The following is a 24,604-nucleotide window of genomic DNA, read 5'->3' as shown; positions in this document are numbered from 1 at the left end:
GATTCAACGGCGGCTCCGCCAATTGGGCACCCCGAGCGTGATGAGGCGGAGCCGTTTCTCGGCCGTACGGACGATCTCCGCGTCGTTCTCCGCGTCCCGCGGCCTGGCCTCCACCAGTTCCAGCACCGTCTGCAGCATCGCGGTGACGAGGAGGTCCGACATCATGCGCAGGTCCTCGGTGCTCCACTCGCGCAGGTACTCGAACCGCGCGAGGTCGACGGCGAGCTCGCTGGAGAACAGGCGTAACTCCACGTCGATGGCCCTGCGCACGGGTCCGGTGCCCGCGTAACGCTCCCTGGTGAGGAAGCGGAAGTGGTCCTCGCCCGCCCGCACGTGCTCGTACAGGGTCAGCACGGAGGCCCGGATGATGTCGCGGTAGGTCGACGGGTCGTTGCGTGCGGCCCGCAGCATGCGGCGCAGGCTGCGCATCGACTCCTCCACGAGCGCGATGCCGAGTTCGTCCATCGACTCGAAGTGCCGGTAGAAGGCGGTGGGCACGATACCGGCGCGCTTGGTGACCTCACGCAGGCTCAGTCCGGCGAACGTCCGTTCCGCGAGCAGGCCCAGCGCCGCGTCCAGCAGCGCCTGCCGCGTGCGCTGCTTGCGTTCCTGTCGGCTGACCGGGTCGACGCTCACCCGCACGAGAGTACGCCCGGCAGTGCTGTCGCTCACGTCACATCACCCCGGCGTTGACGTCCGCGGCCATTCTGCGCTGCACTTGTCAGTGCACACACGTTCACTGTACAGGGAGGCAACGTGCCGAGGATCGCCGCGCTCGCGGAGGCGCTGCTCACGCCGCACGGCGCCGACCGCTACCTCGAACTGATCCACCCGATGCTGGTGCGCCGGGAGATCCGCGGGGTCGTCACGTCGGTGCGCAGGCAGACCGCGGACACCGTCACCTTCACCGTCCGGCCGAGCCGCGCGTGGCGCGGGTTCACCGCGGGCCAGTACGTCCGGATCACCGTCGACATCGACGGCGTCCGGCGCACCCGGTGCTACTCCCCCGCCTCCTCGCAGCACCGGCGCGACGAGCTGGAGTTCACCGTCAAGGCCGACCCCTCCGGGCTGGTGTCGCGCCACCTGCACGAGCGGATCACGGAGGGCGCGGTACTCGGGCTGTCCGAACCGGACGGCGCCTTCACGCTGCCCCGGCCGCGGCCGGGCAGGCTGGTCCTCATCAGCGGCGGCAGCGGGATCACACCCGTGCTCTCGATGCTGCGCACGCTCGCCGACGAGGGCCACCGGGGCGAGATCGTCTTCCTGCACTACGCCAACACCGCCGACGACGTGCTCTACCGCGACGAGCTCGCCGACCTCGCCCGGCGGCTCCCCGGCCTGCGCGTCGTTCTCGGCTACACGCACCAGGACTCCGGCGGCGACCTGCACGGGTTCTGCACCGCCGAGCACCTCGACGCGGTGGCGCCGGACCGCGCGGGCACGCTGACCTACCTGTGCGGGCCACCCGGTCTGCTGACCGCCGTCCGTGCGCTGACCGAGCACAGGGGAACGAGTGAACGGCTGCGCACCGAGGACTTCGCGCCGCCCTCGCTGGAACTGGACACCACGAACGCGACCGGCACCGTCCGGTTCGCACACAGCGGCAGGGAGATCGCCAACTCCGGCAGGCCGCTGCTCGAACAGGCCGAGGAGGCCGGGCTCAGCCCGGAGCACGGGTGCCGCATGGGCATCTGCTTCTCCTGCACCACGGTGAAGGCCCGTGGCTGCGTCCGCAACGCCCTCTCCGGCGAGCTCTCCCACGACGACGACGAGGAAATCCAGCTGTGCATCTCCGTCCCGGTCGGGGACGTCGAGATCAACGCGTGAGAAGGAGTGTGCACGTGACCGGACTGCAGGACCGGCTGACGCCGGAACAGGTCGAGGAGTTCGGCCGCGAGATGGACGCGATCCGGCAGCGGATCGTGGCCGACCTCGGGGCCGAGGACGTCCAGTACATCCAGAACGTCATCAAGGCCCAGCGGGCGCTGGAGGTGGCCGGGCGCGGGCTGCTGTTCGCCGGGTTCTTCCCGCCCGCGTGGATCGCCGGGGTGGGCGCGCTGTCGCTGTCGAAGATCCTGGACAACATGGAGATCGGGCACAACGTCATGCACGGCCAGTACGACTGGACCCGTGATCCGGCGCTGAGCTCGCGGCGTTTCGAGTGGGACACCGTGGCACCCGCCGAGAACTGGCGGCACTCGCACAACTACATCCACCACACGTACACCAACATCCTCGACAAGGACCGCGACATCGGCTACGGGGTCCTGCGGATGGACCCCGACCAGCGGTGGCACCCCTACTACCTCGGCAACCCGGTGTACGCGGCGCTGCTGGCGGTGTTCTTCCAGTGGGGCGTGATGCTGCACGACCTGGAGTTCGACCGGATCGTCAAGGGCGAGCGCAGCTGGGCGTCGACAAAGGAGGTCCGGGCCAGGATGGTGCGCAAGGCCGCGCGCCAGGTCGGCAAGGACTACGCGCTGTTCCCGCTGCTGACCGGCCCGCTCGCGCCGCTGACGCTGCTCGGCAACGCCACCGCGAACCTCACCCGCAACCTGTGGGCGTTCGCGATCATCTTCTGCGGGCACTTCCCGGCCGACGTGGAGAGCTTCACCGAGGAGGAGACGGAGAACGAGACGCGGGGGCAGTGGTACCTGCGGCAGATCCTCGGCTCGGCGAACATCACCGGCGGGCCGCTGTTCCACATCCTCACCGGCAACCTCTCGCACCAGATCGAGCACCACCTGTTCCCGGACATCCCCGCGCGCCGGTACCCGCAGATCGCCGGCGAGGTGCGGGCGATCTGTGCGAAGTACGGCCTGCCCTACCACACCGGCCCGCTGCACCGGCAGCTGTTCTCGGTCGCCAGGAAGATCGTCAAGCTGGCCCTGCCGTGGAACGGGAGGCCGAGCGAGCGGGAGTCGGCTACGCTCGGCGGCGGCGAACGGGCCGCCGCGGCCTGACACACCACTGTCATGAGTGGCCCGTTCCGGACGAGAAACGTCGGGAACGAGCCACTCATGACACTTCACCGAGACGGGGCGGGGACGGACATGGTCGGCAAGTTCGAGAGTGGCAAGGACACGGTGCAGGAGCTCACCGAGTCGGCGGCCACGCACATCGGCAACATCGCGGGCATCATCACCGGGGCCGTCCGGGACGTGGCCCGCGAGACCGGCGACTGGATCACCGACGTCTTCGAGATGCGCGAGGCCTCGCGCCGCGCCCGGGAGGACTCCGCCGCCGACTGACGACCCTCCCCGGCCGGACGCTGGTTACGGTGGTCGTATGTACTCCACGGAGATCGAGGTGCGCACCGGCGGCACTGCCGTGGTGCACGACCTGACCAAGCAGGCGGAGGCGTTCCTCGCCGAGGCGGACGCGGGCGACGGCCTGCTCCACGTGTGGGTGCCACACGCCACGGCGGGGCTCGCGATCCTGGAGACCGGGGCGGGCAGCGACGACGACCTGCTCGCCGCCCTCGACGACCTGCTCCCCCGGGACGAGCGCTGGCGGCACCGGCACGGCAGCCGTGGTCACGGGCGCGACCACGTGCTGCCCGCCTTCCTACCGCCGTACGCGAGCGTGCCGGTGCTGGGCGGCGTTCTCGCGCTGGGCACCTGGCAGTCGATCTGCCTGGTCGACACCAACATCGACAACGCCGTCCGCAGGCTCCGGTTCAGCTTCCTGGCCGGCTGACTCCCGGCGCGGCCACAGCAGCAACACCAGGCCGCCCACCAGCAATCCGGCGAGCACCCACGCCCCGGTCGCGACGTCCGGCGCCTGGCCCGCGCCCACCAGCAGGCTGCGCAGGCCCTCGGTGGAGAACCGGAACGGCGTCCACGACCACAGCAGGGCCTCGTAGGCGGGGTGCAGCAGCTGCGGCACCTGCGCGGCCACCGCGGGGGCCAGCAGGTACAGCGGCCCGAGCAGCGCCATGGCCCGCAGGCCGAGCAGGCGCAGCAGGCCCGCCTGCACCGTCGCGAATCCGGTGACGGTGAGCAGGAGGAACCCGAGTGTGTCCCAGCCGAGGTGCAGCGAGGAGTCCCACAGCGCCAGGAAGCCGGTGAGCACGCCCGTCACCAGCACGCTGGTGAGCCCGACGTGGGCGAGCCCGCGCTGGGGTCCCACGCTGCGCCCGGCTCGCCCGGCGAGCACGACCAGCAGGGCCCCGGCGACGAGGCCGCCCACCCAGCCGAGGGCGCTCACCGCGAGCGGCGCGGACCGTCCCGCGGCCGTGGTGGGGTGCACGGTCTCCACCCGCACCGGCGGCGCGGCGGCGCCGTCTTGCGCGAGGGCCGCGACGAGCGCCTGGCCCGCCCCGGTGAGCGCCTGCTGGGCCACCTGGGTGCCGCTCGGGTTGACCGCGCCCGACAGCACCACCGTGGCGGACGGCCCGCCGGGCCCTCCCGCCAGCTCCAGCACGCCGTAGACCTCCTTGTCGGCCAGCAGTCGCCTGCCCTGCTCGGGCGTGGTGACCTGCCAGCTCAGCGCGTCCCCGCCCTGGGCGGCCACCCGCTCGGCCGCCGCCCGCAGCGGACCTTCCGCGGGCGCCGCCACGGCGACGGGCACGTCCCGCGGCTGGCTCGACGCCTGTGCCCCGAACGTCAGGAACCCGAGCACCGCCGCGGCGAGCGCTCCGGCGAGCGCCGTCAGCGCGACCAGGGCTCCCGGACCGGGAATGCTGCGCCCCGCCATGTTCCCCTCCTTATTTCTACTTATGTTGAATTCGGTGTCACCGATGGTACGACCGGCAGCGCCGAATGCCAACACTTGTTGAATTGCCGTCCCGGTACGGTGGGCTCGTGACCACACGCCGCCTGGTGCTCTGGGACATCGACCTGACCCTCGTCGACCTGCGCGGACTCGGGGGCGACTGGTACGCCGAGGCGCTGGCCGCGGTCGCCGACGTCACGCTGCGGAAGGTGCCGTCCTTCCCCGGCCGCACCGAGCGCGCCATCACGCTGGAGATCCTGCGCGGGCACGGCCTCGAGCCGAGCGAGGAGACGATCCGCAGGCTGTGGCGGGAGCTGGTGGCCATCTCCACCCGTGCGCTGCCCACACTGGCGCGGCGCGGGCACGCCCTGCCGGGTACGGCCGCCGCGCTCACCGCACTCGCCGGGCGGGAAGAGGTCGTGCAGTCCCTGGTCACCGGCAACCTGCCGGAGATCGCCCGGCACAAGCTGAGCGCGTTCGACCTGGACGAGCACATCGACTTCGCGATCGGCGGCTACGGCTCGCTGTCGGCCCACCGGCCGGACCTGGTGACGCACGCCGCGGAACTGGCCACCGCCAAGCACGGGACGACGTTCACGTCCGACGCGGTGGTGATCGTCGGCGACACCCCGCACGACGTGGCCGCGGCGCGCGAGCACGGCGCGCTGGCCGTCGGGGTGGCCACCGGCAGGCACACCGAGGAGGAGCTGCGCGCCTCCGGCGCCGACGTCGTGTTCCGCGACCTGTCCGACACCGCCGCGGTGGTCGCGGCCCTCACCGGGTGAGCGTCACGGCCCCCGGAAGCTGAGCAGGATCTCGCGCACCTCCGCACGACCCGGCGCGCCCGGCACGCCCTGGTCGGCGTAGACGACGAGAACGACGCTGCCGCTGTCACCGGGCACCGCCAGCGCGCCGACGACGGCCCGGTCCGGCAGGCACGGATCGCCGCCGGGCCGCACCGTGACGTCCGCGATCGCGAAGGCGCCCCGCCGCGTGCGGTCGCCGAGCAGCACCCCCGTGGTGCCGGTCTCGATGCCCGCCGACCCGGGCGCCATGCCCCCGTCCGGCGGGTAGGCGCGCCGCGCGACCCGTTCGGCGGTGCGCAGCGCCGCCGTCGCGGGGTCCCGCTCCCCCGCCGAGGTGACGCCGCTGCCACCCCGGTCGTGGTCGCCACAGGAGTTCCGCCCGGTGAACGCGCTCGTCACGAGCGCGATGCGCGGCTCGGACCCGCTCGCCTCCCAGCCGTGCACGGTGCCCGGCCGGGGCTCCCAGCCCGGCGGCACGTCGTAGGCGTAGCCACCGTCGCGGGCCACCACGGGCCGCCAGCCCGGCACCTCGGGCGGCACGGCGGGCGCGGTTCCGCTCGGTTCCGCTCGCGCGGCGGGAGCCGTGGCCGGTGCGGGCGAGGCGGCCACCTCGCGCCGCTCGTCCTGCCCGTCGAGGCCGGACCCGATGCCGCGGACGAGGTTGACCACGCCGATCCCGACCGTCACCGCGAGGATCAGCCACAGCGGGGCCTTGCGCCACCGCCGGGGTTTCGCCCCCGGCTCCGGTTCCGGCGCGGGCGGAGCGGGCCGGAACCGCGCCGGGGTGGCGTCCGCCGGATCGGACGGCTGGTAACCGCCGATCCCCGGCAGCGCGGCACGATCCTCGTAGCCGGGTGTGCCGTCATCGTGCTCGCGGAACCGGGACACCCGCGGCTACCGGCCGGTGAGCCCGGCGAGGTGGTCGGCCACCTCGCCGACCGGCACCTCGGTGCGCTCCCCGGTGGCGCGGTCCTTCACCTCGACCACTCCGTGGGCCAGCCCGCGGCCGACGACCACGATCGTCGGCACGCCGACCAGCTCGGCGTCGGCGAACTTGACGCCGGGTGTGGCCTTGCGGTCGTCCAGCAGCACGCGCAGGCCCCGCTCGGACAGCTGCGCGGCGATCCGCTCCCCGCCCTCGAACACGGCGTCGTCCTTGCCTGCCACCACCAGGTGCACGTCGGCGGGCGCGACCGCCCTCGGCCACACCAGGCCCAGCTCGTCGTGGTGCTGCTCGGCGATGGCGGCGACGAGCCGCGACACGCCGATGCCGTACGAGCCCATCGTGATGCGGATCGGCTTCGAGTCGGGGCCGAGCGCGTCGACCTCGAAGGCGTCGGTGTACTTGCGGCCGAGCTGGAAGATGTGCCCGATCTCGATGCCGCGGGCCGCGACGAGCGTGCCCTGCCCGTCCGGCGAAGGGTCGCCCGCACGCACCTCGGCGGCCTCGACCGTGCCGTCCGGCGTGAAGTCCCGGCCGCACACCAGGTCGACGACGTGGTGGTCGGCCTTGTCCGCCCCGGTGACCCAGGCGGTGCCGGTGACCACCCTGGGGTCCACGAGGTAACGCACGCCGTTGGCCTGCAGCGCGCCCGGGCCGATGTAGCCCTTGACGAGGAACGGGTTGGCGGCGAAATCGGCCTCCTCCAGCAGCGCCACCTCGGCGGGCTCGAGCGAGGCCTCCAGCCGCTTCAGGTCGACCTCACGGTCGCCCGGCACGCCGACGCCGAGCAGCGTCCACTCCTTCGCGCCGGGCGCGCGGGTCTTGACGATCACGTTCTTCAGCGTGTCGGCCGCCGTGAACGTGCGGCCGAGATCCGCCTTGTTGAGGAAGTCGACCAGGCTCTCGATGGTCGGGGTGTCGGGTGTGTGGTGCACCTGCGCGTCGGGCTTGTCCTCGACGGACCGCGCGGGCGGCGCGGGCGTCTCCACGGCCTCGACGTTGGCGGCGTAACCGGAGCCGGTGCTGCGGACGTAGGTGTCCTCCCCCGTCGCCGCGACGGCGAGGAACTCCTCCGACGCCGAGCCGCCCATGGCCCCCGAGGTCGCCTTGACGACCACGTACTCCAGCCCGAGCCGGTCGAAGATCCGGACGTAGGCGTCGCGGTGCAGCGCGTAGGACCGGTCGAGCCCGGCGTCGTCCAGGTCGAACGAGTACGAGTCCTTCATCACGAACTCGCGCCCGCGCAGGATCCCGGCCCTCGGCCGCGCCTCGTCCCGGTACTTGGTCTGGATCTGGTAGAGGATGACCGGGTAGTCCTTGTACGAGCTGTACTCACCCTTCACGGTGAGCGCGAACAGCTCCTCGTGCGTCGGCCCGAGCAGGTAGTCGGCGCCCTTGCGGTCCTTGAGCCGGAACACGCTCGGGCCGTACTCGGTCCAGCGGCCGGTGGCCTCGTAGGGCTCCTTCGGCAGCAGCGCGGGGAACTGGATCTCCTGCCCGCCGATCGCGTCCATCTCCTCGCGCACCACCGCCTCGATGTTGCGCAGCACGCGCAGACCGAGCGGCAGCCACGAGTACCCGCCCGGGGCGACGCGGCGGACGTAGCCCGCGCGCACGAGCAGCTTGTGGCTGGGTACCTCGGCGTCGGCCGGGTCCTCGCGCAGGGTGCGCAGGAACAGCGACGACATCCTGGTGATCACTTCGAACTCCTCGGCCTGGAGAGAGACGCTGTGCGCAGGGTAGTCAACGGCGCGCGAGCTGGCGCAACGGGGATTTGTCGGACCCCCGCCGTAGCGTGCCCGCCATGAACCTGACACTGGGCATGGTCACCCTCGACTGTGCGGACCCGCGGCGCCTCGCCGGGTTCTGGACGAAGGCACTGGGCCTGGAGATCGCCGAGGACTACGACGAGTACATCGTGCTCAGGGGCGAGGGCCAGCCCGTCGCGCTCGGGCTGCAGCGCGTGCCCGAGCCGAAGCCGGGCAAGAACCGCGTGCACCTCGACTTCGGCACCGGCGACCGCGCGGCCGAGGTCGCCCGGCTCGTCGCCCTCGGCGCACGGGAGCTCGCCGACCACGAGATGCCGGGCCTGCGGTGGACCGTGCTGGCCGATCCGGACGGCAACGAGTTCTGCGTGGGCGGCTATCACTCGTAAGGGTGCCGAGGGCCGCCGTTACCCTGCCGGCGTGCTGGTGTTGCTGCCCCCATCCGAGACCAAGGCCGAGGGCGGGGACGGGCCCCCGCTCGACCTCGGCGCGCTGTCGTTTCCCGAGCTGAACCCGGTGCGCCGCAAACTCGCCGACGAGCTGGTCGACCTGGCCGGCGACGTCCCGGCGAGCCTCGCCGCCCTGGGTCTGTCCGGGCGGCAGGAGGCCGAGGTGGCGCGCAACGCGCGGCTGTGGACCTCGCCCACCACCCCGGCGCTGCACCGGTACACCGGCGTCCTCTTCGACGCGCTGGGTGCGGCCGGTTTCGGCAGGGCCGAGCTGGCCAGGGCGCGGCGGCGGCTGGTGATCGCGTCCGCGCTGTTCGGGGTGGTGCGCGCCGCCGACCCGATCCCGGCGTACCGGCTCTCCGGCGGCGTCGCGCTGCCCGCGGCGGGATCGCTGCGCGCGGTGTGGCGGCCGGTGCTGGAACCCGCGCTCGCCGCGGCGGGCGAACTGGTCGTGGACCTGCGCTCGGGCACCTACGCCGCCCTGGCCAGGGTGCCGGGCGCGGTCACCGTGCGGGTCGTCACCGAGGACGCGGCCGGCAGGCGCCGGACCGTCAGCCACCACAACAAGGCCTTCAAGGGCACGCTCGCGGCCGCACTGGCCACCACCCGCGCGGAGCCGTCCACTGTGGAACGGCTGTGCGCGGTCGCGGCCAGGGCGGGGCTGGCCGTGGAGCGGACCGGGGAGACCGAGCTGGAGCTCGTCACGGGGCACTGAGCTCCCCGAACCGGCCGGGATCGAGCGCGGCGGCCTCCGCCGGGACGGGCTCGCCCAGTGCCACCCGCGCGGCGAGCACGCCCGCGTACGGCCCGAGGGTGAGTCCGGCGGGGCCGAACCCGCTGAGCAGCACCACCTCGGGATGCCCCGGCAGTGGCCCGAGCAGCGGCTCGCCGTCCGGGCTCGCCGGGCGGAAACCCACCCTCGTCTCCAGCAGCGTCGCGTCCGCCAGCCCCGGCGCCACCTCCAGCGCCTCCGCCAGCACCTCCCGCTGCCCGGCCACGGTAACGCGGTGGTCGAACCCCGAGCCGGTCTCCCGGGTGGCCCCGGCGACCACGCGGCCACCCGGGAAGGCCAGCAGGTAGTGGCTCGACGCGGCGGGCAGCACGACCGGCCACGGCGCGGTGTCCGTGCCGGGCAGCCCGAAGTGGCTGATCTGGCCACGCTGGGGCGCCACCGGCACCGTCACCCCGAGCGGCGCGAGCGGCTCCGCGCTCCAGGCGCCCGCCGCCACCACGACCCGGTCGGCGGGCTCGACGTCGCCCGCCACCCGCACTCCGGTCACCGTGCCTGCGGTGACGTGCGGCTCGGCGCGGCCCTGGACGGTGCGCGCCCCGCGTCCCACCGCCGCCCGCAGCAGCGTCTCCCGCAACCGCCTGCCGTCCACCCGGGCCGATCCGGTGACGTGCACCGCGCCCAGCCCGGGCGCGAGCGGGGGGAACAGCGCCCTGGCCCGCGCGGGGTCGAGCCGGGTCACCGAGCCCGCCTCCGGCCAGGCCGCGGCTCGTGCCGTGAGGCGGCGGTGCAGGTCGGCGAGCTCCGGCTCGCCCGCGGCGACGACCATGCCGCCCACCACCTCGAACGACGAGTCGCCGTGCCCGTCCTCCGCGAGCCGCTGCACCAGCGTGCGGTAGTACGCGGCGGCCCGCGCCGCGAACGTCAGCGCCGCGCCGTCCGGAGCGCGGGAGGTCCACGGGCTGACGATGCCCGCTCCGGCCGCGGTCGCCGCGCCCGGCAGCCCCGCGTCCGCCACGACGACGTCGGCGCCCCGGCGCGCGAGCTCGTAGGCGGTCGCGGCGCCCGCGATCCCGCTTCCGATCACGATGATCCGCATGCCCGCCAGCGTGCCGGAAATCCGTTGCGGGAACCGCGCCCGGTGCGCCATGGTGACCACGTTCAGCCGAACGGGCCGGTGGCGACCGGCGGAGCGAGAGGAGGTGCCCGATGTCCGACACGGTCCCGGGCGCTCCGTCCGCCCGCCGTTGCGCCCCGCCGCGCTGAATCTGGCCTGGCGGGGCCCGCCTTCCAGGAGTCCCTCCAGTGCGACACCACGATCTCAGTGACGACTTCGACGACCTCGACGACATTCACGACATTCACGACGCCCCGGCGCGCCGCAAGCCACGGCGGCCCCGGCGGGCCCCTGATCCGGACGAGGAGGGCCTGCCCGTGCCCGGCGGCGACCGCTGGACGACGTGGGACACGGGCGAGCACGGCCCGCTGCCCCGGCCCGGGTGGGTGGTCACCGACCTCGCGGCGGTGGACGCCGAGCTGGGCGTCCTCCGCTCCGGCAAGGAGGCCGACGTGCACCTGGTGCGCCGTGGCCTGCCCGACGGATCGCGGGAGTGCCTGCTCGCGGCCAAGCGGTACCGCTCCGCCGAACACCGGATGTTCCACCGCGACGCGGGCTATCTCGAGGGCAGGCGCGTGCGCCGGTCCCGCGAGACGCGCGCCATGCGCCACCGCACGGTGTTCGGCCGTGACCTCATCGCACAGCGGTGGGCCGCGGCGGAGTTCGCCGCGCTGAGTCGCTTGTGGACGATCGGGGCGCCGGTGCCGTATCCCGTGCAGCTGCTCGGCGGCGAGCTGCTGCTCGAGTTCGTCGGCACGGACGACGGCGCCGCGGCGCCCCGGCTGGCCGACCTGCGGCCCGGTCCCGAGGAGCTGTACCGGCTCTGGCGGCAGCTGGTCGCGGCGCTGGAGCTGCTGGCCGACGAGGGACTGACCCACGGCGACCTCTCGGCGTACAACGTGCTCGTCCACAACGGACGGCTGGTCGTCATCGACCTGCCGCAGGTGGTGGACGTCGTCCGGAATCCGAGGGGGCCCGCCTTCCTCGAACGTGACGTGCGCAACATCGCACGCTGGTTCGTGGCGCGGGGGCTGACCGACGACGTGGTGGCCGCCGAGGAGCTGATCACGGGCCTGCGCCGGGCCACGGGTCTGCCCTGAGGTAGAGTGGGGGAGCACCGCCTGCGGCCGGGGAGGTACCGGCGTGCGGTGCTCCACCTATCAGCGGCGCGCGGTGCCATGCCGGGACCGAACGCCGGGTTCGTCCCTGTGAACGCCCACCTCAGCACTTCTCGTGCCCTGCCGACGCGCAGGCAACCGGGCCTCCTTGTGACGTGCCACGTCCGAGAGGCATGAGTGACCAACACATTCTCCACCCGTCCCGTCCGCAAGCCGCGTCAGCGCCGTGAGCACACGCCTGCGCACACCCCGACCGTCGCCGACGTGACCCCCACCGCGGTCGTGACCAGGCCGTTCGCCGACTTCGACCTGCCCGAGCCGCTGCAGCGCACGCTGCGGCAGGCGGGCATGGCGACGGCGTTCCCGATCCAGGCCGCCACGCTGCCCGACGCACTCGCCGGCCGGGACGTGCTGGGCCGGGCCCAGACCGGGTCCGGCAAGACCCTCGCGTTCGGGCTCGCCCTGCTCAGCAGGCTGGACGGCGGCCGGGCACGCCCCCGGCAGCCGCGTGCGCTCGTCCTGGTGCCCACCCGCGAGCTGGCCATGCAGGTGGCCGACGCGCTGACCCCGCTCGCCAAGGCGCTCGGGCTGTGGTGCCGCACCGCCGTCGGCGGGATGGCCTTCGGCAAGCAGGCCGACGCGCTCGCGAAGGGCGTCGACCTGCTGATCGCGACGCCCGGCAGGCTGTCCGACCACGTGCGGCAGGGCACCTGCGCCCTCGACCAGACCGAGTTCGTCGCGCTCGACGAGGCCGACCAGATGGCCGACATGGGCTTCCTGCCCCAGGTGCGGGAGATCCTCGACCTCACCCCGCCGAATGGGCAGCGGCTGCTGTTCTCGGCGACGCTCGACGGCGACGTCGGGCGGCTCGTCGACGCGTACCTGACCGACCCGGTCACGCACTCCGTGGCGCCGGTGACGGCGAGCGTCACCACGATGGCGCACCACGTGCTGCAGGCATCGCACCAGGACAAGCTGGCCGTCGTCACCGAGATCGGGGCCCGCGAGGGGCGCACGATCATGTTCGTCCGCACCAAGCACCACGTCGACCGGCTGACCACGAAACTGCGGGCCAGCGGGGTGCACGCGGGCGCGTTGCACGGCGGTAAGACGCAGGGCCAGCGCAACCGGGTGCTCGCGGACTTCAAGCAGGGCCGCACCCCGGTGCTGGTCGCCACCGACGTCGCGGCCCGCGGCATCCACGTCGACGACGTGAGCCTCGTGTTGCACGTCGACCCGCCCGCCGACCACAAGGACTACCTGCACCGCGCGGGCCGCACCGCACGCGCGGGCGCCTCGGGCACGGTCGTGACGCTGATCACACCGGATCAGCGGCGCATGGTGCGCAGGCTGACCGACAAGGTCGGCGTCAAGCCCGCGCAGGCGACCGTCTCGCCCGGCGACGAGGAACTGGCCCGGATCACGGGTGCCCGCACCCCGAGCGGTGTGCCCGTCGTCGAGCACCGCGCGCCGCGGCAGGCGGAGCGCCGTCCGCAGGGCCGGGGCAGGCCGTCGTTCGGCAGCAGGCGCGACCAGGGCCGGGGCCGGGACCACGCGCGGGGCGGCGGCGACCAGGCCCGCACCGGCCGCCCGCAGCGGTCCGCCAACCGCAGGCCGGCCCGCCACCACGCCACCCGCGACTGACTCGATGGCAGTGAAGGCCACCCTGCATGCGTTCAACGCACGCAGGGTGGCCTTCACTGCGGCTACAGGGCGATGAGCTCGAAGGACACGGCGGGGACACCGCCGAACCGCCGCCCGGTCTCCTCCGCCGCCCGGCGCAGGAACGTGTCCGGGTCGGCCATGTCACCGCCGAGCCCGGCGAGGTAGACCCGGTGCTCGCGCAGCGAGTCCACCGCCCGGTCCAGGGTCCGGCTCACGTCGACGGCGTGCGTCGCGAACGGCGAGGCCGCGACCGCCACCCAGCGCACGCCCTGCCACGGCTCCAGGCCCGCGTCGAGCAGGTCGCGGAACACCCACCGGTTGCCCGCGTCCCGCACCGCGTCGAGGGCGGCCAGGCCGACGTGCCGGTGGTCGGCCATGTTGCGGAAGCCACCCGGCCACACCTCGTGGTGGTTGGTGATCACCACGAGCTCCGGGCGGTACCGGCGGATCGCCGCGGCGATGTCCCGCCGCAGCGGCAGCCCGTACTCGATCACACCGTCCTGGTGGTCGAGGAAGTCCACCTGCTCGACGCCCACGACGGCGGCGCTCGCGACCTGCTCGCGTTCCCGCAGCGGCCCGGCCTCCTCCGGCGGCATGCCGTCGATGCCCGCCTCGCCACGCGTGGCCAGCAGGTAGGTCACGGTGCGCCCCTCGTCCGTCCACCGGGCGACCGCGCCCGCACCACCGAACTCCAGGTCGTCGGGATGCGCCACCACCGCCAGCGCCCGCTGCCAGTCCTCCGGCATCGCCGCCAGCGGCCGCTCCGGCTCCGGATGTGCGTCCTGAGTCACCCTCACTCCCCTCCCACGTACGGACCGGTGCGAGACTGCCAGGCGTGAACGCACCCGGTCCAGCCACCACCGTCACCCCGCCCGAGCAGGTCTTCGACTGGCTCGACGCCGAGGCCGACCGCAGGGCCGAGGCCGGCCTGGTCCGGCGCCTGCGCCCCCGCGGTCCCGAGGCGCGGGAACTCGACCTCGCGGGTAACGACTACCTCGGACTGGCCAGGGACAAGCGCGTGGCGGGTGCCGCCGCGGCGGCCGCGCTGCGCTGGGGCGCGGGCTCGACCGGCTCCCGGCTGGTCACCGGCTCCACCGAGCTGCACGCCGAGCTGGAGCACCAGCTCGCGCGGTTCTGCGGCACGCAGGCGGCGCTGGTGTTCTCGTCCGGGTTCACCGCTAATCTCGGCGCGGTGACGACGCTGTCCGGTGCCGAGTCGGCGATCGTGACCGACAAGTACATCCACGCCTCGCTCATCGAGGGCTGCCGGCTCTCCCGCGCGGACGTCGCCGCGGTCGCCCACCGGGATCCCGCGGCGGTGGCGCACGCGCTGGCCACCCGCCGCAAACGGCGCGCGCTGGTGGTGACCGACTCGGTGTTCTCGGTGGACGGCGACCTGGCTCCGCTCGGCGAGCTGTCCCGGGTGTGCCGCGAGCACGGGGCGGCGCTGCTGGTGGACGACGCGCACGGCCTCGGCGTGCTCGGTGCGGGCGGCCGGGGCGCGGTGCACGAGGCGGGGCTGTCCGGGGAACCGGACGTGGTGACCACCATCACCCTGTCGAAGTCGCTCGGCGCGCAGGGCGGTGCCGTGCTGGGCCCGCGCCGGGTGATCAAGCACCTGGTGGACACGGCGCGCAGCTTCATCTTCGACACCGGGCTCGCCCCGGCGAGCGCCGCGGCCGCGCTGACCGCGCTCGGCGTGCTGCGCGACGAGCCGGAGCTGCCCGGGCGCGTGCTCGGCACCGCGCGTGCGCTGGCGGAGCGGCTCGGCGCCGCCGGGTTCACCGTGAGCAGCCCGGACGGGGCCGTGGTGTCGGTGCACGCACCGGGCCCGGACGAGGCGGTGGCATGGGCGGCCCGCTGCGCCGAGCACGGGGTGCGGGTGGGCTGCTTCCGCCCGCCCTCGGTGCCGGACGGGGTGTCCCGCCTGCGCCTGACCGCGCGGGCCGACCTCGCGGAGTCCGATGTGGACCGTGCGGTCCAGGTCATCACCGACGCGGCACCACCCGGCGCCCGCTGACCGGCAGTGAAGGCCACCTTCACTGCGTCCACCGCAGTGAAGGTGGCCTTCACTGCCCACCGGCGGGCTCAGCGGCGCCACATGGTGATGTGCGGGATGCCGTCCTCGAGGTACTCCTCCCCCTCCGGGACGAAGCCGAACCTGGCGTAGAAGCCCTGCGCGTACGTCTGCGCCTCCAGCACGCAGGGGACCTCGCCCGCGTACTCCATCGCGGCGGTCATGAGCCGCGCGCCCAGCCCGCTGCCGCGCACCGACGTCGCCGTGCACACCCGCCCGATTCGCAGCGCGCCACCCGGCTCGCGCAGCACCCGGAGATACCCGGTCACCTCCTCCGGGTCACCGCCGTCGGCGAACCAGAAGTGCCGGGTGCCGGGCAGGAGGTCCCTGCCGTCGAGTTCGGGGTACGGGCATTCCTGCTCGACCACGAAGACGTCGACCCGCAGCCGGAGCACGGCGTAGAGCTGTGCGGCGGTCAGTTCGTCCGCCGCGCACGAGTGGATGTCGGTCACCCCTGCATGAGTAGCAGACTCACCTTCGGACGTGGCGGCTGACGTCGTCGGTGTAGTTCGCCACGCGGGTGTAGACGCCGGGCTTGCCCGGCGCGGCGCAGCCCTCGCCCCAGGACACGATGCCGACCAGGACGTCGCCGACCATCAGCGGTCCCCCGGAGTCGCCCTGGCAGGCGTCCACGCCGCCCTCGGGGAACCCGGCGCACACCATGGTCCGCGGGTCGTACGAACGGTAGGCCTCCGCGCACGTCGCGTCGCTGGTGAGCGGAACCTGCGCGCTGCGCAGGGACTGCGCCTTCGGCCCCCCGTCCGACGTGCGGCCCCAGCCGAGCACGGTGGCCCGCGTCCCGGCCGCGTACAGCGCGCGGTCCTCCGGCCGCGCCACGTGGGCGGGCCGGTACGGCACGTAGTCGTCGAGGTTCAGCACGGCGATGTCGTGGCCCGACGTGGGGTCCTGGTAGTCCGGCGAGGTCCACACCCGCCGCACCCCGACCTCGACGCCGTCGGTGCCGCGCTTGTGCTGCCGCCCCGCGACGACCCCCAGTTCGGCGGGCCGCACGGCGAGCGCGCAGTGCGCCGCCGTGAGCGCGGCGTCGGCGGCGACGAGCACCCCGCCGCAGAACTGGTTGCCGCGGCTGTCCACCAGGTACACGGCGTACGGGTGGTCGGCGATGGAGGCTTCCTGGCCGCCGACGATGAACGGCTGGGTACCGCTGGCCTGCGGTGCCGCCGCGCCGGGGACGAGGACGGCGCCGGCCAGCAGCACGGCGGCCGCGGACAGCGCGCGCCGGAGTTTCGTGGGCATGGGTTTCCCCCTCGATCGGATCCGCGCCCACAGTAGAGAATGCGAGCCCGATTCGGTGTCACTGAACCGGGTGGAGTACGTCGTCACGAAGGGTTTCTGCGAAGCTGTGCCGGTGACTGTCCAGGGTGGGCTCCTCGTCGCGGGCACGACATCGGATGCCGGCAAGTCGACCGTCACCGCGGGGTTGTGCCGGTGGCTCGCCCGGCAGGGCGTGCGGGTCGCGCCGTTCAAGGCGCAGAACATGTCGAACAACTCGATGGTGTGTCCCGACGGCACCGAGATCGGTCGCGCACAGTGGCTGCAGGCGGTCGCGGCGGGCGTGCGGCCGGAATCGGCGATGAACCCCGTGCTGCTCAAGCCGGGCGGCGACCGGCGCAGCCACGTGGTGCTGCGCGGCAGGCCGTGGGGCGAGCTGGCGGCGGGCGACTGGGCAGGCGGCCGCCGCGAGCTGGCCGCCGCCGCGCTGCGGGCGCTGACCGAGCTGCGGGAGCGCTTCGACGTGGTGCTGTGCGAGGGCGCGGGCAGCCCGGCGGAGATCAACCTGAGGGACGGCGACTACGTCAACATGGGGCTGGCCCGCGCGGCGGACCTTCCGGTGCTGGTCGTGGGCGACATCGACCGGGGTGGCCTGCTGGCCGCGCTCGCGGGCACCGTCGCGGTGCTCGACCCCGCCGACCAGGCGCACGTGGCGGCGTTCCTCGTCAACAAGTTCCGCGGCGACGCGGCGCTGCTGGAGCCGGGCCTGCGCTCGCTCACCGAGCTCACCGGCCGGCCGGTGCTCGGCGTGCTGCCGTGGCTGCCGGGCGCGTGGCTGGACTCCGAGGACGCGCTCGCGATCGCGGGCTGGTCCGGGCACCGGCGCGGCGCGGGGGCGACCCTGCGCGTGGCGGCGGTGCGGCTGCCCAGGGTGTCCAACGCCACCGACCTCGACCCGCTCGCCGCGGAACCCGGCGTGTCCGTGACGGTCACCGCCGACCCGGACGTCGTCGCCGCGGCCGACGTCGCGATCCTGCCGGGCAGCAGGTCCACTGTGGAGGATCTGCGCTGGTTGCGGGAGCGCGGCATCGAGCGGGCAGTCCGGGACCGCGCCGAGCGGGGACGGCCCGTGCTGGGCATCTGCGGCGGGTGCCAGATGCTCGCCGAGAGCATCACCGACGACGTCGAGTCCGGTGCGGGCACGGTGCCCGGTCTCGGGCTGCTGCCGCTGGCGGTCCGCTTCCGTCCGGACAAGACCCTCACCACGCCGTCCACCACGTGGCGCGGGCATCCGGTGCGCGGCTACGAGATCCACCACGGCCGCACCGAGGTCCGGCCGGGCGACGCGGAGCCGTTCCTCGACGGCCGCCGTCGCGGGGCCGTCTGGGGCACGATGTGGCACGGGATCTTCGAGAACGACGCCTTCCGGCGAGCCTGGCTCGCGGAGGCCGCCGCGCAGGCCGGGGTGGCGTGGGCGGCCGCCGAGGCTCCCGGGTTCGGCGAGCGGCGCGAGGCGATGCTCGACCGGCTGGCCGACGCGGTCGAGGAGCACGTGGACACCGCGGCGCTGCTCGACCTGATCTCCGGCGGCGTGCCCGCCGGCCTGCCCCGTGTCCGGCTCGGGACCGGCTGACGAAGCGGTTCAGCTCTCCGTGTGCCGCAGGATGCGCAGCATGGCCTGCGGGTCGACCTGGTCGGGCTCGGGCTCCACGCACTCGTGCAGCTGCCGGTCGAGCACGGCCCGGTCGAGTCCGGTGCCGATGAGCACGAGCCGCGTCCCGCGCGGTTCGCCCTCCGGCCAGCGGGAGCGGTGGAACCGCAGGTAGGCGCACACGGTGTGCAGCCGGAACCGCTGCCGGTGACCGGGCACTCCGAAGTAGACGTCGCCCTTCATCCGGTAGAGCCCGGCCGGCCGCGACTCGAGGAACCGCATGAGCCTGCGCGGGTGCACGGCGGCGTCCACGCTGAACTCCGTGCTCTCGTAGGCGGCGTGCAGGTGGTCGGCGCAGGCACCGTGCTCATGGTGGTCATGGTGATCGTGGCCGTCGGCGAGGTCGGCGCGCAGGTCCTCGAACGACAGCTGGCGCGGGCCGGTGTCCCGCTCGCGGGGCTCGGCGTCGAACAGCAGCGCCGGATCGACGCGCCCGTGCGCGGTGGGCAGCACGGGCGCCCCGTCGGCGAGCGCGCGGACCGTCGCCAGCAGCCCGGCGTGGTCCGGCACGCGGTCGGTCTTGTTGAGCACGACGAGGTCCGCGATCCGCACGTGGTCGGCCAGCTCCGGATGCCGCGCCCGGCCCGTCTCGAACTCGGCCGCGTCGACGACCACGATCAGCCCGCCGTACTCGATCACCGGATTGGTGCTGGCCAGCACGAGCCGGACGAGGCTGCGCGGTTCGGCGAGGCCGCTCGCCTCGATGACGATGAGGTCGAGGTCGGTGCCGGACCGGGTGAGCTTGGTCAGGATGCCGTCCATGCCGCTGGCGTCGACCGCGCAGCACAGGCAGCCGTTCTGCAGCGCCATCATGGAGTCGACCTGACCGGCCACGCTCATCGCGTCCACGTTGATGCTGCCGAAGTCGTTGACCACCACGCCGATCCGCACCCCGTCGGCGTTGCCCAGCAGGTGGTTGAGCAGCGTGGTCTTTCCCGAGCCGAGGAACCCGGCGACGATGACGACCGGGATGCGGCGTCTGGACGGTCTGGGCAAGGACCCCCCTTCCGGGAACATCTCGTGGGGTACGCGAGTTGGGCTGGACGTCAGCCTGGCCAGCCGCCGTCGAAAGGGTAACGTCGTGCCGCACTACGACCTCGTGATCGTCGGAACCGGATCGGGCAACTCGATCCTCGACCCGCGGTTCGCGGACCGGAAGGTGGCGATCGTCGAGCAGGGGACGTTCGGCGGCACCTGCCTCAACGTGGGCTGCATTCCCACGAAGATGTTCGTGCACACGGCCGACCTGGCGATGGCGCCCTCGGCCGGGCGACGGTTCGGGGTGGACGCCGAGCTGCGCGGGGTGCGCTGGCGGGACGTCCGCGACCGGATCTTCGGCCGCATCGACCCGATCGCCGAGGGCGGGCGCGAGTACCGCCGCGAGCACGAGGACAACGCGGGCGTCACCGTCTACGAGGGCGCGGCGCGGTTCACCGGGCACAAGGAGCTGACCGTGGAGCTGGCCGGGGGGCCGGAGACGGTGACGGCGGACCGGTTCGTGCTCGCCGCGGGCGGGCGGCCCGTGGTGCCGGACGTGCCCGGGCTGGCCGACGTCGGCTACCACACCTCCGACACGATCATGCGGATCGACGAGCTGCCGCGGCGGGCCGTCATCCTCGGCGGCGGGTTCATCGCCGCCGAGTTCGCGCACGTCCTCGGCGCGTTCGGGGTGGACGTGACGATCGTCGCCCGCTCGGACGCGCTGCTGCGGGCGGAGGACGACGACATCAGCGAGCGGTTCACGCGGCTCGCGACCGAGCGGTTCGACGTGCGGCTCAACCGGCGCACCGTCCGGGCGCGGCGGACCGGGGACGGTGTCGCGCTCGACCTGGAGGGGCCCGGCGGGCCCGAGGCCGTCGAGGGGGAACTGCTGCTGGTCGCGACCGGCCGGACGCCGAACTCCGATCTGCTCGAGGTGGCGGTGACCGGGGTGGCGACGGACGACAGCGGGCACGTCGTGGTGGACGCCTGCCAGCGCACCGGCGTGGACGGGATCTACGCGCTGGGGGACATCTCGTCGCGGCACGAGCTCAAGCACGTCGCCAACCACGAGGCCAGGGTGGTCCAGCACAACCTGCTGCACCCGGACGACCCGATCGAGGCCGACCACCGGTTCGTGCCGCACGCGGTGTTCACGTCACCGCAGATCGCGGCGGTGGGGCTGACCGAGCGGGACGCGGCGGCCCGCGGCGTGCGGTACGTGACCGCGACGCAGGACTACGCCGGGATCGCCTACGGCTGGGCGATGGAGGACACCTCGGGCTTCGCGAAGCTGCTCGCGGACCCGGACACCGGGCAGCTGCTGGGCGCGCACATCATCGGGCCGCAGGCGCCGACGCTGATCCAGCCGCTGGTGCAGGCGATGAGCTTCGGGCTGGACGCCCGGTCGATGGCGCGGGGCCAGTACTGGATCCACCCCGCGATGCCCGAACTGGTCGAGAACGCCCTGCTGAACCTACCGCTCGCCGCGTGAGCGAAGAACGTTGTTCGCACCAAGGAAAACACGCACGAGCCCCGCTACACGTACCTCGGCCTGCCCGCCAGCCAGCCGAACACCATCTGGCCGACCACCACGGTGAGCAGCAGCGCGAACGGCACCGTCCAGGCGCCGGTGACGTCGTGCAGCAGCCCGAACAGGAACGGGCCGACCGCGGCGAGCAGGTAGCCGAAGCCCTGCGCCATCCCGGACAGCGCCGCGGTGTCGGGACCGGTGCGCGCCCGCAGCGCGATGGTGGTCAGCGCCAGTGAGAACACGCTCATGCCGATGCCCACGAGGATCGACCACAGCAGCGGCGCGGCCGACGGCGCCACCATCAGCCCCACGATGCCCGCGATGCCGAACACGGCGAGGGTGACGATCGGGCCGCTCTGGCTGCCCCGGCGCGCCGCGAGCGGCGGCACGACCAGGCTCACCGGGATGCCGAGCAGCGAGATCAGGCCAAGCAGCAGCCCGGCGTCGCCCCGGCTCACCCCCGCGTCCATGAGCACCTGCGGCAGCCAGCCCATCACGATGTAGGCCAGGCAGGCCTGTGAGCCGAAGAAGACGGTGACGATCCACGCCAGCGGGCTGCGCAGCAGCGAGCGGGTGCCGCCCGTGCTGCCCGGGACCGGCCTGCCGGACAGCGTCGGCCTGCTCCGGCCCGACGCCAGCCACAGCACCAGCGCGAGCGCGGCCAGCACGCCCCATGTCCCGAGCCCGGCCCGCCAGCCACCCAGCGCCGCGTCGAGCGGCGGCGTGACGGCGGAGCCGAGCGCGCCGCCCGCCTGCAGGGCGGCGGTGTAGAGACCGGTCATGAGCCCGATCCGGGTGGCGAAGGACTCCTTCACCACGACCGGGATCAGCACGTTCGCGAAGGCGATCCCGGCGCACGCCACGAGCGTGCCGCCGAGCACCACGAACGGCCCGTCGAGCACCCGCAGGAACAGCCCGGCGGTGAGCAGGGCCAGCGCGACGCCGACGGCGGCGCTGATCCCGATGCGCCGGGCGAGGTAGGGGGTGGCCAGGCCGGCGAGGGCGAAGCACAGCCCGGGCATCGTGGTGAGCGCGCCCGCCCACGTCGCGGAGGCGCCGAGGGTCTCGCGCATCTCGTCGAGCACGGCGCCGACGCTGGTGACGGGCGGGCGGAGGTTCAGCGCGGCCAGCAGCACGGCGGCGGCGAGCAGCCCGCTGCCCGTCAGCAGCGCACGCGGGCGGCGGGCGCGCACGGACGTTCCAGGCTCGGCCACCACGTCCGCTACTCTAACCAAACATAGGATGATCGGCTGAATAGTCTCGCGGAGGTTCGCTGTGCCGTTGGCCACCACCCGCCGCTCCGGCCTGGTCGACCAGGTGATCGGGCAGCTGCGCGAGGCCGTCCGCCAGGGCGAGTGGGCGGTGGGGGAACGCATCCCGCCCGAGCCGGAGCTCGCGGCCCGGCTCGGTGTCGGCCGCAACACCGTCCGCGAGGCGGTGCGCGCGCTCGCGCACGGCGGTCTGCTGGAGGTGCGCCAGGGCGACGGCACCTACGTGCGCGCCACCAGCGAGGTCTCCGGCGCCATCCGCAGGTTGTGCGGCAGTGAGTTGCGGGAGGTGCTCCAGGTGCGCCGCACGCTGGAGGCCGAGGGGGCGCGGCTGGCCGCCACCCAGCGCACCGACGCGGAGGTCGACCGGCTGCACGAGCTGCTCGACCAGCGCGACCGTGCCCACGCCGAGCGGCGCTTCGAGGACTTCGCCCGCACCGACGCCGAGTTCCACCTCGCCGTGGTCGAGTGCGGCCACAACACGCTGCTCACCGAGCTGTACCGGGGGCTGACCGAGGTCGTCACCGCGAGTGTCGCCGCCACCTCGCGCGCGGAGCCCGGTCCCGCCCACATCGGGCACCGGGGCCTGGTGGCGGCCATCGCCGCCCGCGACCCCGAGCGGGCCGTCGCGGAGGCCGGGGGCTTCCTCGACGAGCTGCTCGCCCGGCAGGACGACGGCGCTACGTAGCCAGCCGGTGCAGGCGCAGTGCCAGCTGCAGCTCCAGCGCGCGGTCCGGCGACTGCCAGTCGGAACCGAGCAGCGAGGAGATCCGCTCCAGCCGCTGCGCGACCGTGTTCACGTGGACGTGCAACTCCTCCTTGGCGCGGGTGAGGTTGCCGCCGCAGCCGAAGTACGCCCGCAGCGTGCGCACCAGCTCGGTGCCCCTGGCCTCGTCGTAGTCGAGCACCGGGCCGAGCGTGGCCCGCACGAACCGCGGCACCTCCGTCCGGTCGCCCAGCACCATCCCGACGAAGCCCAGCTCGGCGGCCGCGGCGCCGTCGCCCGCGCGGCCCAGCGCGAGCAGGGCCCGCAGGCAGCGCACGGCCTCCGCGTGTGCCGCGGCCAGCTCGGGCGGACCGCTCGCCGGGCCCGCCGCACCGGCCGTCACGGCGGTGCCGAGCAGCGCCGTGAGCTCGGCCGAGGTCCGTTCCGCCAGCTTGCCCGGCGTGTCCCCCTCGGCGAGCATCACCACCCGCTCCGCGTACACCCCGGCGAGCGCGGCCCGGCGGGCCGCGACCGAGGCCAGCCGGGTCCGCGACACACCCTCGGCGTGCAGCACGAGCACGGCGTGCGGCGCGGCGAGGTCGACCCCGACGCGGCGGCCACGGCGCAGCAGCGCCGCCGGATCGCGGTGCGGCGCGGTCAGCAGGTCGGCCACCAGCTCGCCGCGCACCCGGTCCTCCGCCTCGGCGGCCGACCGGCGCAGCAGCAACAGCAGCGCGGTCACCACCCCGGCCCGCTCGAACAGCCTGCGGTCGGCGTCGGCCAGGTCCGGCCGCCCGGTGAGGGTGATGCTGCCCAGCAGCTCGGGCCCGGCCATCACGGCGCACACCCAGTTCGGGTCGTCGGCCACCGCGCGGCCACCCGAGCGGGACGCCCGCACCGCCTGCGCCGGCGGTTCCACCGGATCGGCCGCCGCGCGGCCCAGCTCGGCGCCGTCCGCGTCGTGCACGACGATGCCGCCCCCGAGGACCTCGGCGACCGCCGCGGCGACGGCGGGTACGTCGGCGCCGCCGAGCACGAGCGCGGTCAGCCGGTCGTGCGCCTCCTGCGCCCGCGCGATCGCCGCGTGGTGCGCCCTGATCGTCGCGTTCGCCGCCTCCAGGTCGGCCATCGTGGCCGCGCTCTCCTCGAGCAGCCGGGCGTTGTCGATGGCGATTGCGGCATGATCGGCCAGTGACGACAGCAGCGCGACCTCGTCGGGGGTGAACACGCGGGTGCGCCGGTCGGAGGCGTAGAGCACCCCGATCACCTGGTCGCCGAGGGCCAGCGGCACGCCGAGGATCGCCACCAGGCCCTCGTCGCCGACCGCCCGGTCGATCGGCTCGGTGTGCTCGAACCGGTCGTCGGCCGGGTAGTCCGCAGTGGCGTACGGCCGCGCGGTCTGCGCGACCAGCCCGCCGAGCCCCTCCCCCATGCCCAGCCGCACCTGCTGGAACAGCGCGGACGCCGAACCGTCGGTGACCCGCATGTAGGTGCTGCCGTTGGCCTCGTCGTTGAGGCTGAGGTAGGACACGTCCACCCGCAGCAGCATCCGGGCCCGCCGCACGATCGACCGCAGCACCGCGTCCAGGTCGCGCAGCCGGGCCAGGTCGCTGGCGGTGTCGAACAGGGCGGCCAGCTCCGCCTCGCGCCTGCTGTGGGCGTCGAGCGTGCGGCGGATCCGCATGGCGAGCTGCGTGAGGCCGCTGTCCGCGGGCACGCGAGCGAGTTCCTCACTGCTCGCGCCCGCGGACAGCAGCTCCAGCAGCCGGTGGGCGGCGTCGGTCATG

General features: G+C 74.0%; 23 protein-coding genes and 1 pseudogene. 13 read left to right on the top strand and 11 right to left on the bottom strand.

Annotated features, from left to right (window positions below; translation table 11 throughout):
• Positions 1–3: 3 nt before the first annotated feature.
• Positions 4–672 carry a TetR family transcriptional regulator gene (locus tag B0I33_RS11115; protein WP_106178535.1) on the bottom strand — a complete coding sequence of 223 codons (669 nt, stop codon included), beginning with the start codon at positions 670–672 and terminating at the stop codon, positions 4–6.
• Positions 673–756: 84 nt separating this feature from the next.
• Here B0I33_RS11115 and B0I33_RS11110 point away from each other — a divergent pair, with 84 nt between their 5' ends.
• The 4 genes from B0I33_RS11110 to B0I33_RS11095 all read left to right on the top strand — a co-directional run bounded on the left by B0I33_RS11110 (position 757) and on the right by B0I33_RS11095 (position 3,699).
• Positions 757–1,827: a ferredoxin reductase gene (locus B0I33_RS11110; protein ID WP_245900598.1), complete on the top strand. Its 1,071-nt coding sequence runs from the start codon at positions 757–759 to the stop codon at positions 1,825–1,827.
• A gap of 14 nt (positions 1,828–1,841) precedes the next feature.
• Complete coding sequence (locus B0I33_RS11105) at positions 1,842–2,963, top strand: fatty acid desaturase family protein (protein ID WP_106178534.1); 1,122 nt, start codon at positions 1,842–1,844, stop codon at positions 2,961–2,963.
• Between the two features lie 90 nt (positions 2,964–3,053).
• Positions 3,054–3,251: a hypothetical protein gene (locus B0I33_RS11100; protein ID WP_106178533.1), complete on the top strand. Its 198-nt coding sequence runs from the start codon at positions 3,054–3,056 to the stop codon at positions 3,249–3,251.
• Between the two features lie 37 nt (positions 3,252–3,288).
• Positions 3,289–3,699, top strand: a complete 411-nt coding sequence (locus tag B0I33_RS11095; protein WP_106178532.1) for a YjbQ family protein — start codon at positions 3,289–3,291, stop codon at positions 3,697–3,699.
• Here B0I33_RS11095 and B0I33_RS11090 read toward each other — a convergent pair.
• Positions 3,643–4,698, bottom strand: a pseudogene (locus B0I33_RS11090) (YhgE/Pip domain-containing protein); the annotation flags it as partial. The gene B0I33_RS11095 and the pseudogene B0I33_RS11090 sit on opposite strands and share 57 nt — an antisense overlap.
• A 107-nt stretch (positions 4,699–4,805) precedes the next feature.
• Here B0I33_RS11090 and B0I33_RS11085 point away from each other — a divergent pair.
• Positions 4,806–5,501: an HAD family hydrolase gene (locus B0I33_RS11085; protein ID WP_342750055.1), complete on the top strand. Its 696-nt coding sequence runs from the start codon at positions 4,806–4,808 to the stop codon at positions 5,499–5,501.
• 3 nt (positions 5,502–5,504) lie between these two features.
• Here the strand turns inward: B0I33_RS11085 and B0I33_RS11080 are convergent, their stop codons facing one another.
• Positions 5,505–6,410, bottom strand: coding sequence for a DUF8017 domain-containing protein (locus B0I33_RS11080; protein ID WP_106178530.1), 906 nt, complete (start codon positions 6,408–6,410; stop codon positions 5,505–5,507).
• A 6-nt stretch (positions 6,411–6,416) separates the two neighbouring features.
• On the bottom strand, positions 6,417–8,165 hold the full coding sequence (locus B0I33_RS11075) for a proline--tRNA ligase (protein ID WP_106178529.1): 1,749 nt from the start codon (positions 8,163–8,165) through the stop codon (positions 6,417–6,419).
• 104 nt (positions 8,166–8,269) lie between these two features.
• Between B0I33_RS11075 and B0I33_RS11070 the strand changes: the two genes are divergently transcribed.
• On the top strand, positions 8,270–8,620 hold the full coding sequence (locus B0I33_RS11070; protein WP_106178528.1) for a VOC family protein: 351 nt from the start codon (positions 8,270–8,272) through the stop codon (positions 8,618–8,620).
• 31 nt (positions 8,621–8,651) lie between these two features.
• Positions 8,652–9,395, top strand: coding sequence for a peroxide stress protein YaaA (gene yaaA, locus B0I33_RS11065; RefSeq protein WP_106178527.1), 744 nt, complete (start codon positions 8,652–8,654; stop codon positions 9,393–9,395).
• Here yaaA and B0I33_RS11060 read toward each other — a convergent pair.
• The gene (locus tag B0I33_RS11060) at positions 9,382–10,509 is read right to left on the bottom strand and encodes an NAD(P)/FAD-dependent oxidoreductase (protein WP_106178887.1); all 1,128 of its coding nucleotides are present in this window, start codon (positions 10,507–10,509) and stop codon (positions 9,382–9,384) included. The two genes, yaaA and B0I33_RS11060, sit on opposite strands and share 14 nt — an antisense overlap.
• A gap of 206 nt (positions 10,510–10,715) precedes the next feature.
• Here B0I33_RS11060 and B0I33_RS11055 point away from each other — a divergent pair, with 206 nt between their 5' ends.
• Together B0I33_RS11055 and B0I33_RS11050 are read left to right on the top strand one after the other, a co-directional pair.
• Positions 10,716–11,627, top strand: coding sequence for a serine protein kinase RIO (locus B0I33_RS11055; protein WP_106178526.1), 912 nt, complete (start codon positions 10,716–10,718; stop codon positions 11,625–11,627).
• Positions 11,628–11,822: 195 nt separating this feature from the next.
• Positions 11,823–13,289 (top strand): DEAD/DEAH box helicase, encoded by a 1,467-nt coding sequence (locus B0I33_RS11050; protein WP_219927175.1) that lies wholly within the window; start codon positions 11,823–11,825, stop codon positions 13,287–13,289.
• Positions 13,290–13,351: 62 nt separating this feature from the next.
• On the opposite strand, the gene B0I33_RS11045 is transcribed toward B0I33_RS11050, so the two are convergent.
• A complete protein-coding gene (locus B0I33_RS11045) occupies positions 13,352–14,056 on the bottom strand; it encodes a PIG-L deacetylase family protein (protein WP_106178883.1) in 705 nt (234 codons plus the stop codon).
• A gap of 89 nt (positions 14,057–14,145) precedes the next feature.
• Here B0I33_RS11045 and B0I33_RS11040 point away from each other — a divergent pair, with 89 nt between their 5' ends.
• The gene (locus tag B0I33_RS11040; RefSeq protein ID WP_106178525.1) at positions 14,146–15,330 is read left to right on the top strand and encodes an 8-amino-7-oxononanoate synthase; all 1,185 of its coding nucleotides are present in this window, start codon (positions 14,146–14,148) and stop codon (positions 15,328–15,330) included.
• A gap of 68 nt (positions 15,331–15,398) precedes the next feature.
• On the opposite strand, the gene B0I33_RS11035 is transcribed toward B0I33_RS11040, so the two are convergent.
• Entirely contained in the window at positions 15,399–15,839 is a 441-nt protein-coding gene (locus tag B0I33_RS11035; protein WP_106178524.1) for a GNAT family N-acetyltransferase, read from the bottom strand.
• A 19-nt stretch (positions 15,840–15,858) separates the two neighbouring features.
• Positions 15,859–16,644 carry a S1 family peptidase gene (locus B0I33_RS11030; protein ID WP_106178523.1) on the bottom strand — a complete coding sequence of 262 codons (786 nt, stop codon included), beginning with the start codon at positions 16,642–16,644 and terminating at the stop codon, positions 15,859–15,861.
• A 112-nt stretch (positions 16,645–16,756) separates the two neighbouring features.
• Between B0I33_RS11030 and B0I33_RS11025 the strand changes: the two genes are divergently transcribed.
• Positions 16,757–18,253 carry a cobyric acid synthase gene (locus B0I33_RS11025; RefSeq protein ID WP_245900593.1) on the top strand — a complete coding sequence of 499 codons (1,497 nt, stop codon included), beginning with the start codon at positions 16,757–16,759 and terminating at the stop codon, positions 18,251–18,253.
• Between the two features lie 9 nt (positions 18,254–18,262).
• Here the strand turns inward: B0I33_RS11025 and B0I33_RS11020 are convergent, their stop codons facing one another.
• Positions 18,263–19,327 (bottom strand): CobW family GTP-binding protein, encoded by a 1,065-nt coding sequence (locus B0I33_RS11020; RefSeq protein WP_245900592.1) that lies wholly within the window; start codon positions 19,325–19,327, stop codon positions 18,263–18,265.
• Between the two features lie 85 nt (positions 19,328–19,412).
• Here B0I33_RS11020 and B0I33_RS11015 point away from each other — a divergent pair, with 85 nt between their 5' ends.
• Entirely contained in the window at positions 19,413–20,804 is a 1,392-nt protein-coding gene (locus B0I33_RS11015) for a mycothione reductase (RefSeq protein WP_106178520.1), read from the top strand.
• Between the two features lie 44 nt (positions 20,805–20,848).
• Here the strand turns inward: B0I33_RS11015 and B0I33_RS11010 are convergent, their stop codons facing one another.
• Complete coding sequence (locus B0I33_RS11010) at positions 20,849–22,057, bottom strand: CynX/NimT family MFS transporter (RefSeq protein WP_425440469.1); 1,209 nt, start codon at positions 22,055–22,057, stop codon at positions 20,849–20,851.
• A 61-nt stretch (positions 22,058–22,118) separates the two neighbouring features.
• On the opposite strand from B0I33_RS11010, the gene B0I33_RS11005 reads away from it, so the two are divergent.
• Positions 22,119–22,799 (top strand): FadR/GntR family transcriptional regulator, encoded by a 681-nt coding sequence (locus B0I33_RS11005; RefSeq protein WP_106178519.1) that lies wholly within the window; start codon positions 22,119–22,121, stop codon positions 22,797–22,799.
• Here B0I33_RS11005 and B0I33_RS11000 read toward each other — a convergent pair.
• A complete protein-coding gene (locus B0I33_RS11000) occupies positions 22,792–24,603 on the bottom strand; it encodes a helix-turn-helix domain-containing protein (protein WP_106178518.1) in 1,812 nt (603 codons plus the stop codon). The two genes, B0I33_RS11005 and B0I33_RS11000, sit on opposite strands and share 8 nt — an antisense overlap.
• Between the last annotated feature and the right edge of the window lies 1 nt (position 24,604).

It is taken from the genome of Prauserella shujinwangii (assembly GCF_003001955.1).
Taxonomy (GTDB): Bacteria; Actinomycetota; Actinomycetes; order Mycobacteriales; family Pseudonocardiaceae; genus Qaidamihabitans; species Qaidamihabitans shujinwangii.
The sequence above is the reverse complement of the archived record's forward strand: the minus strand, read 5'-3'. Positions and strand labels throughout refer to the sequence as shown.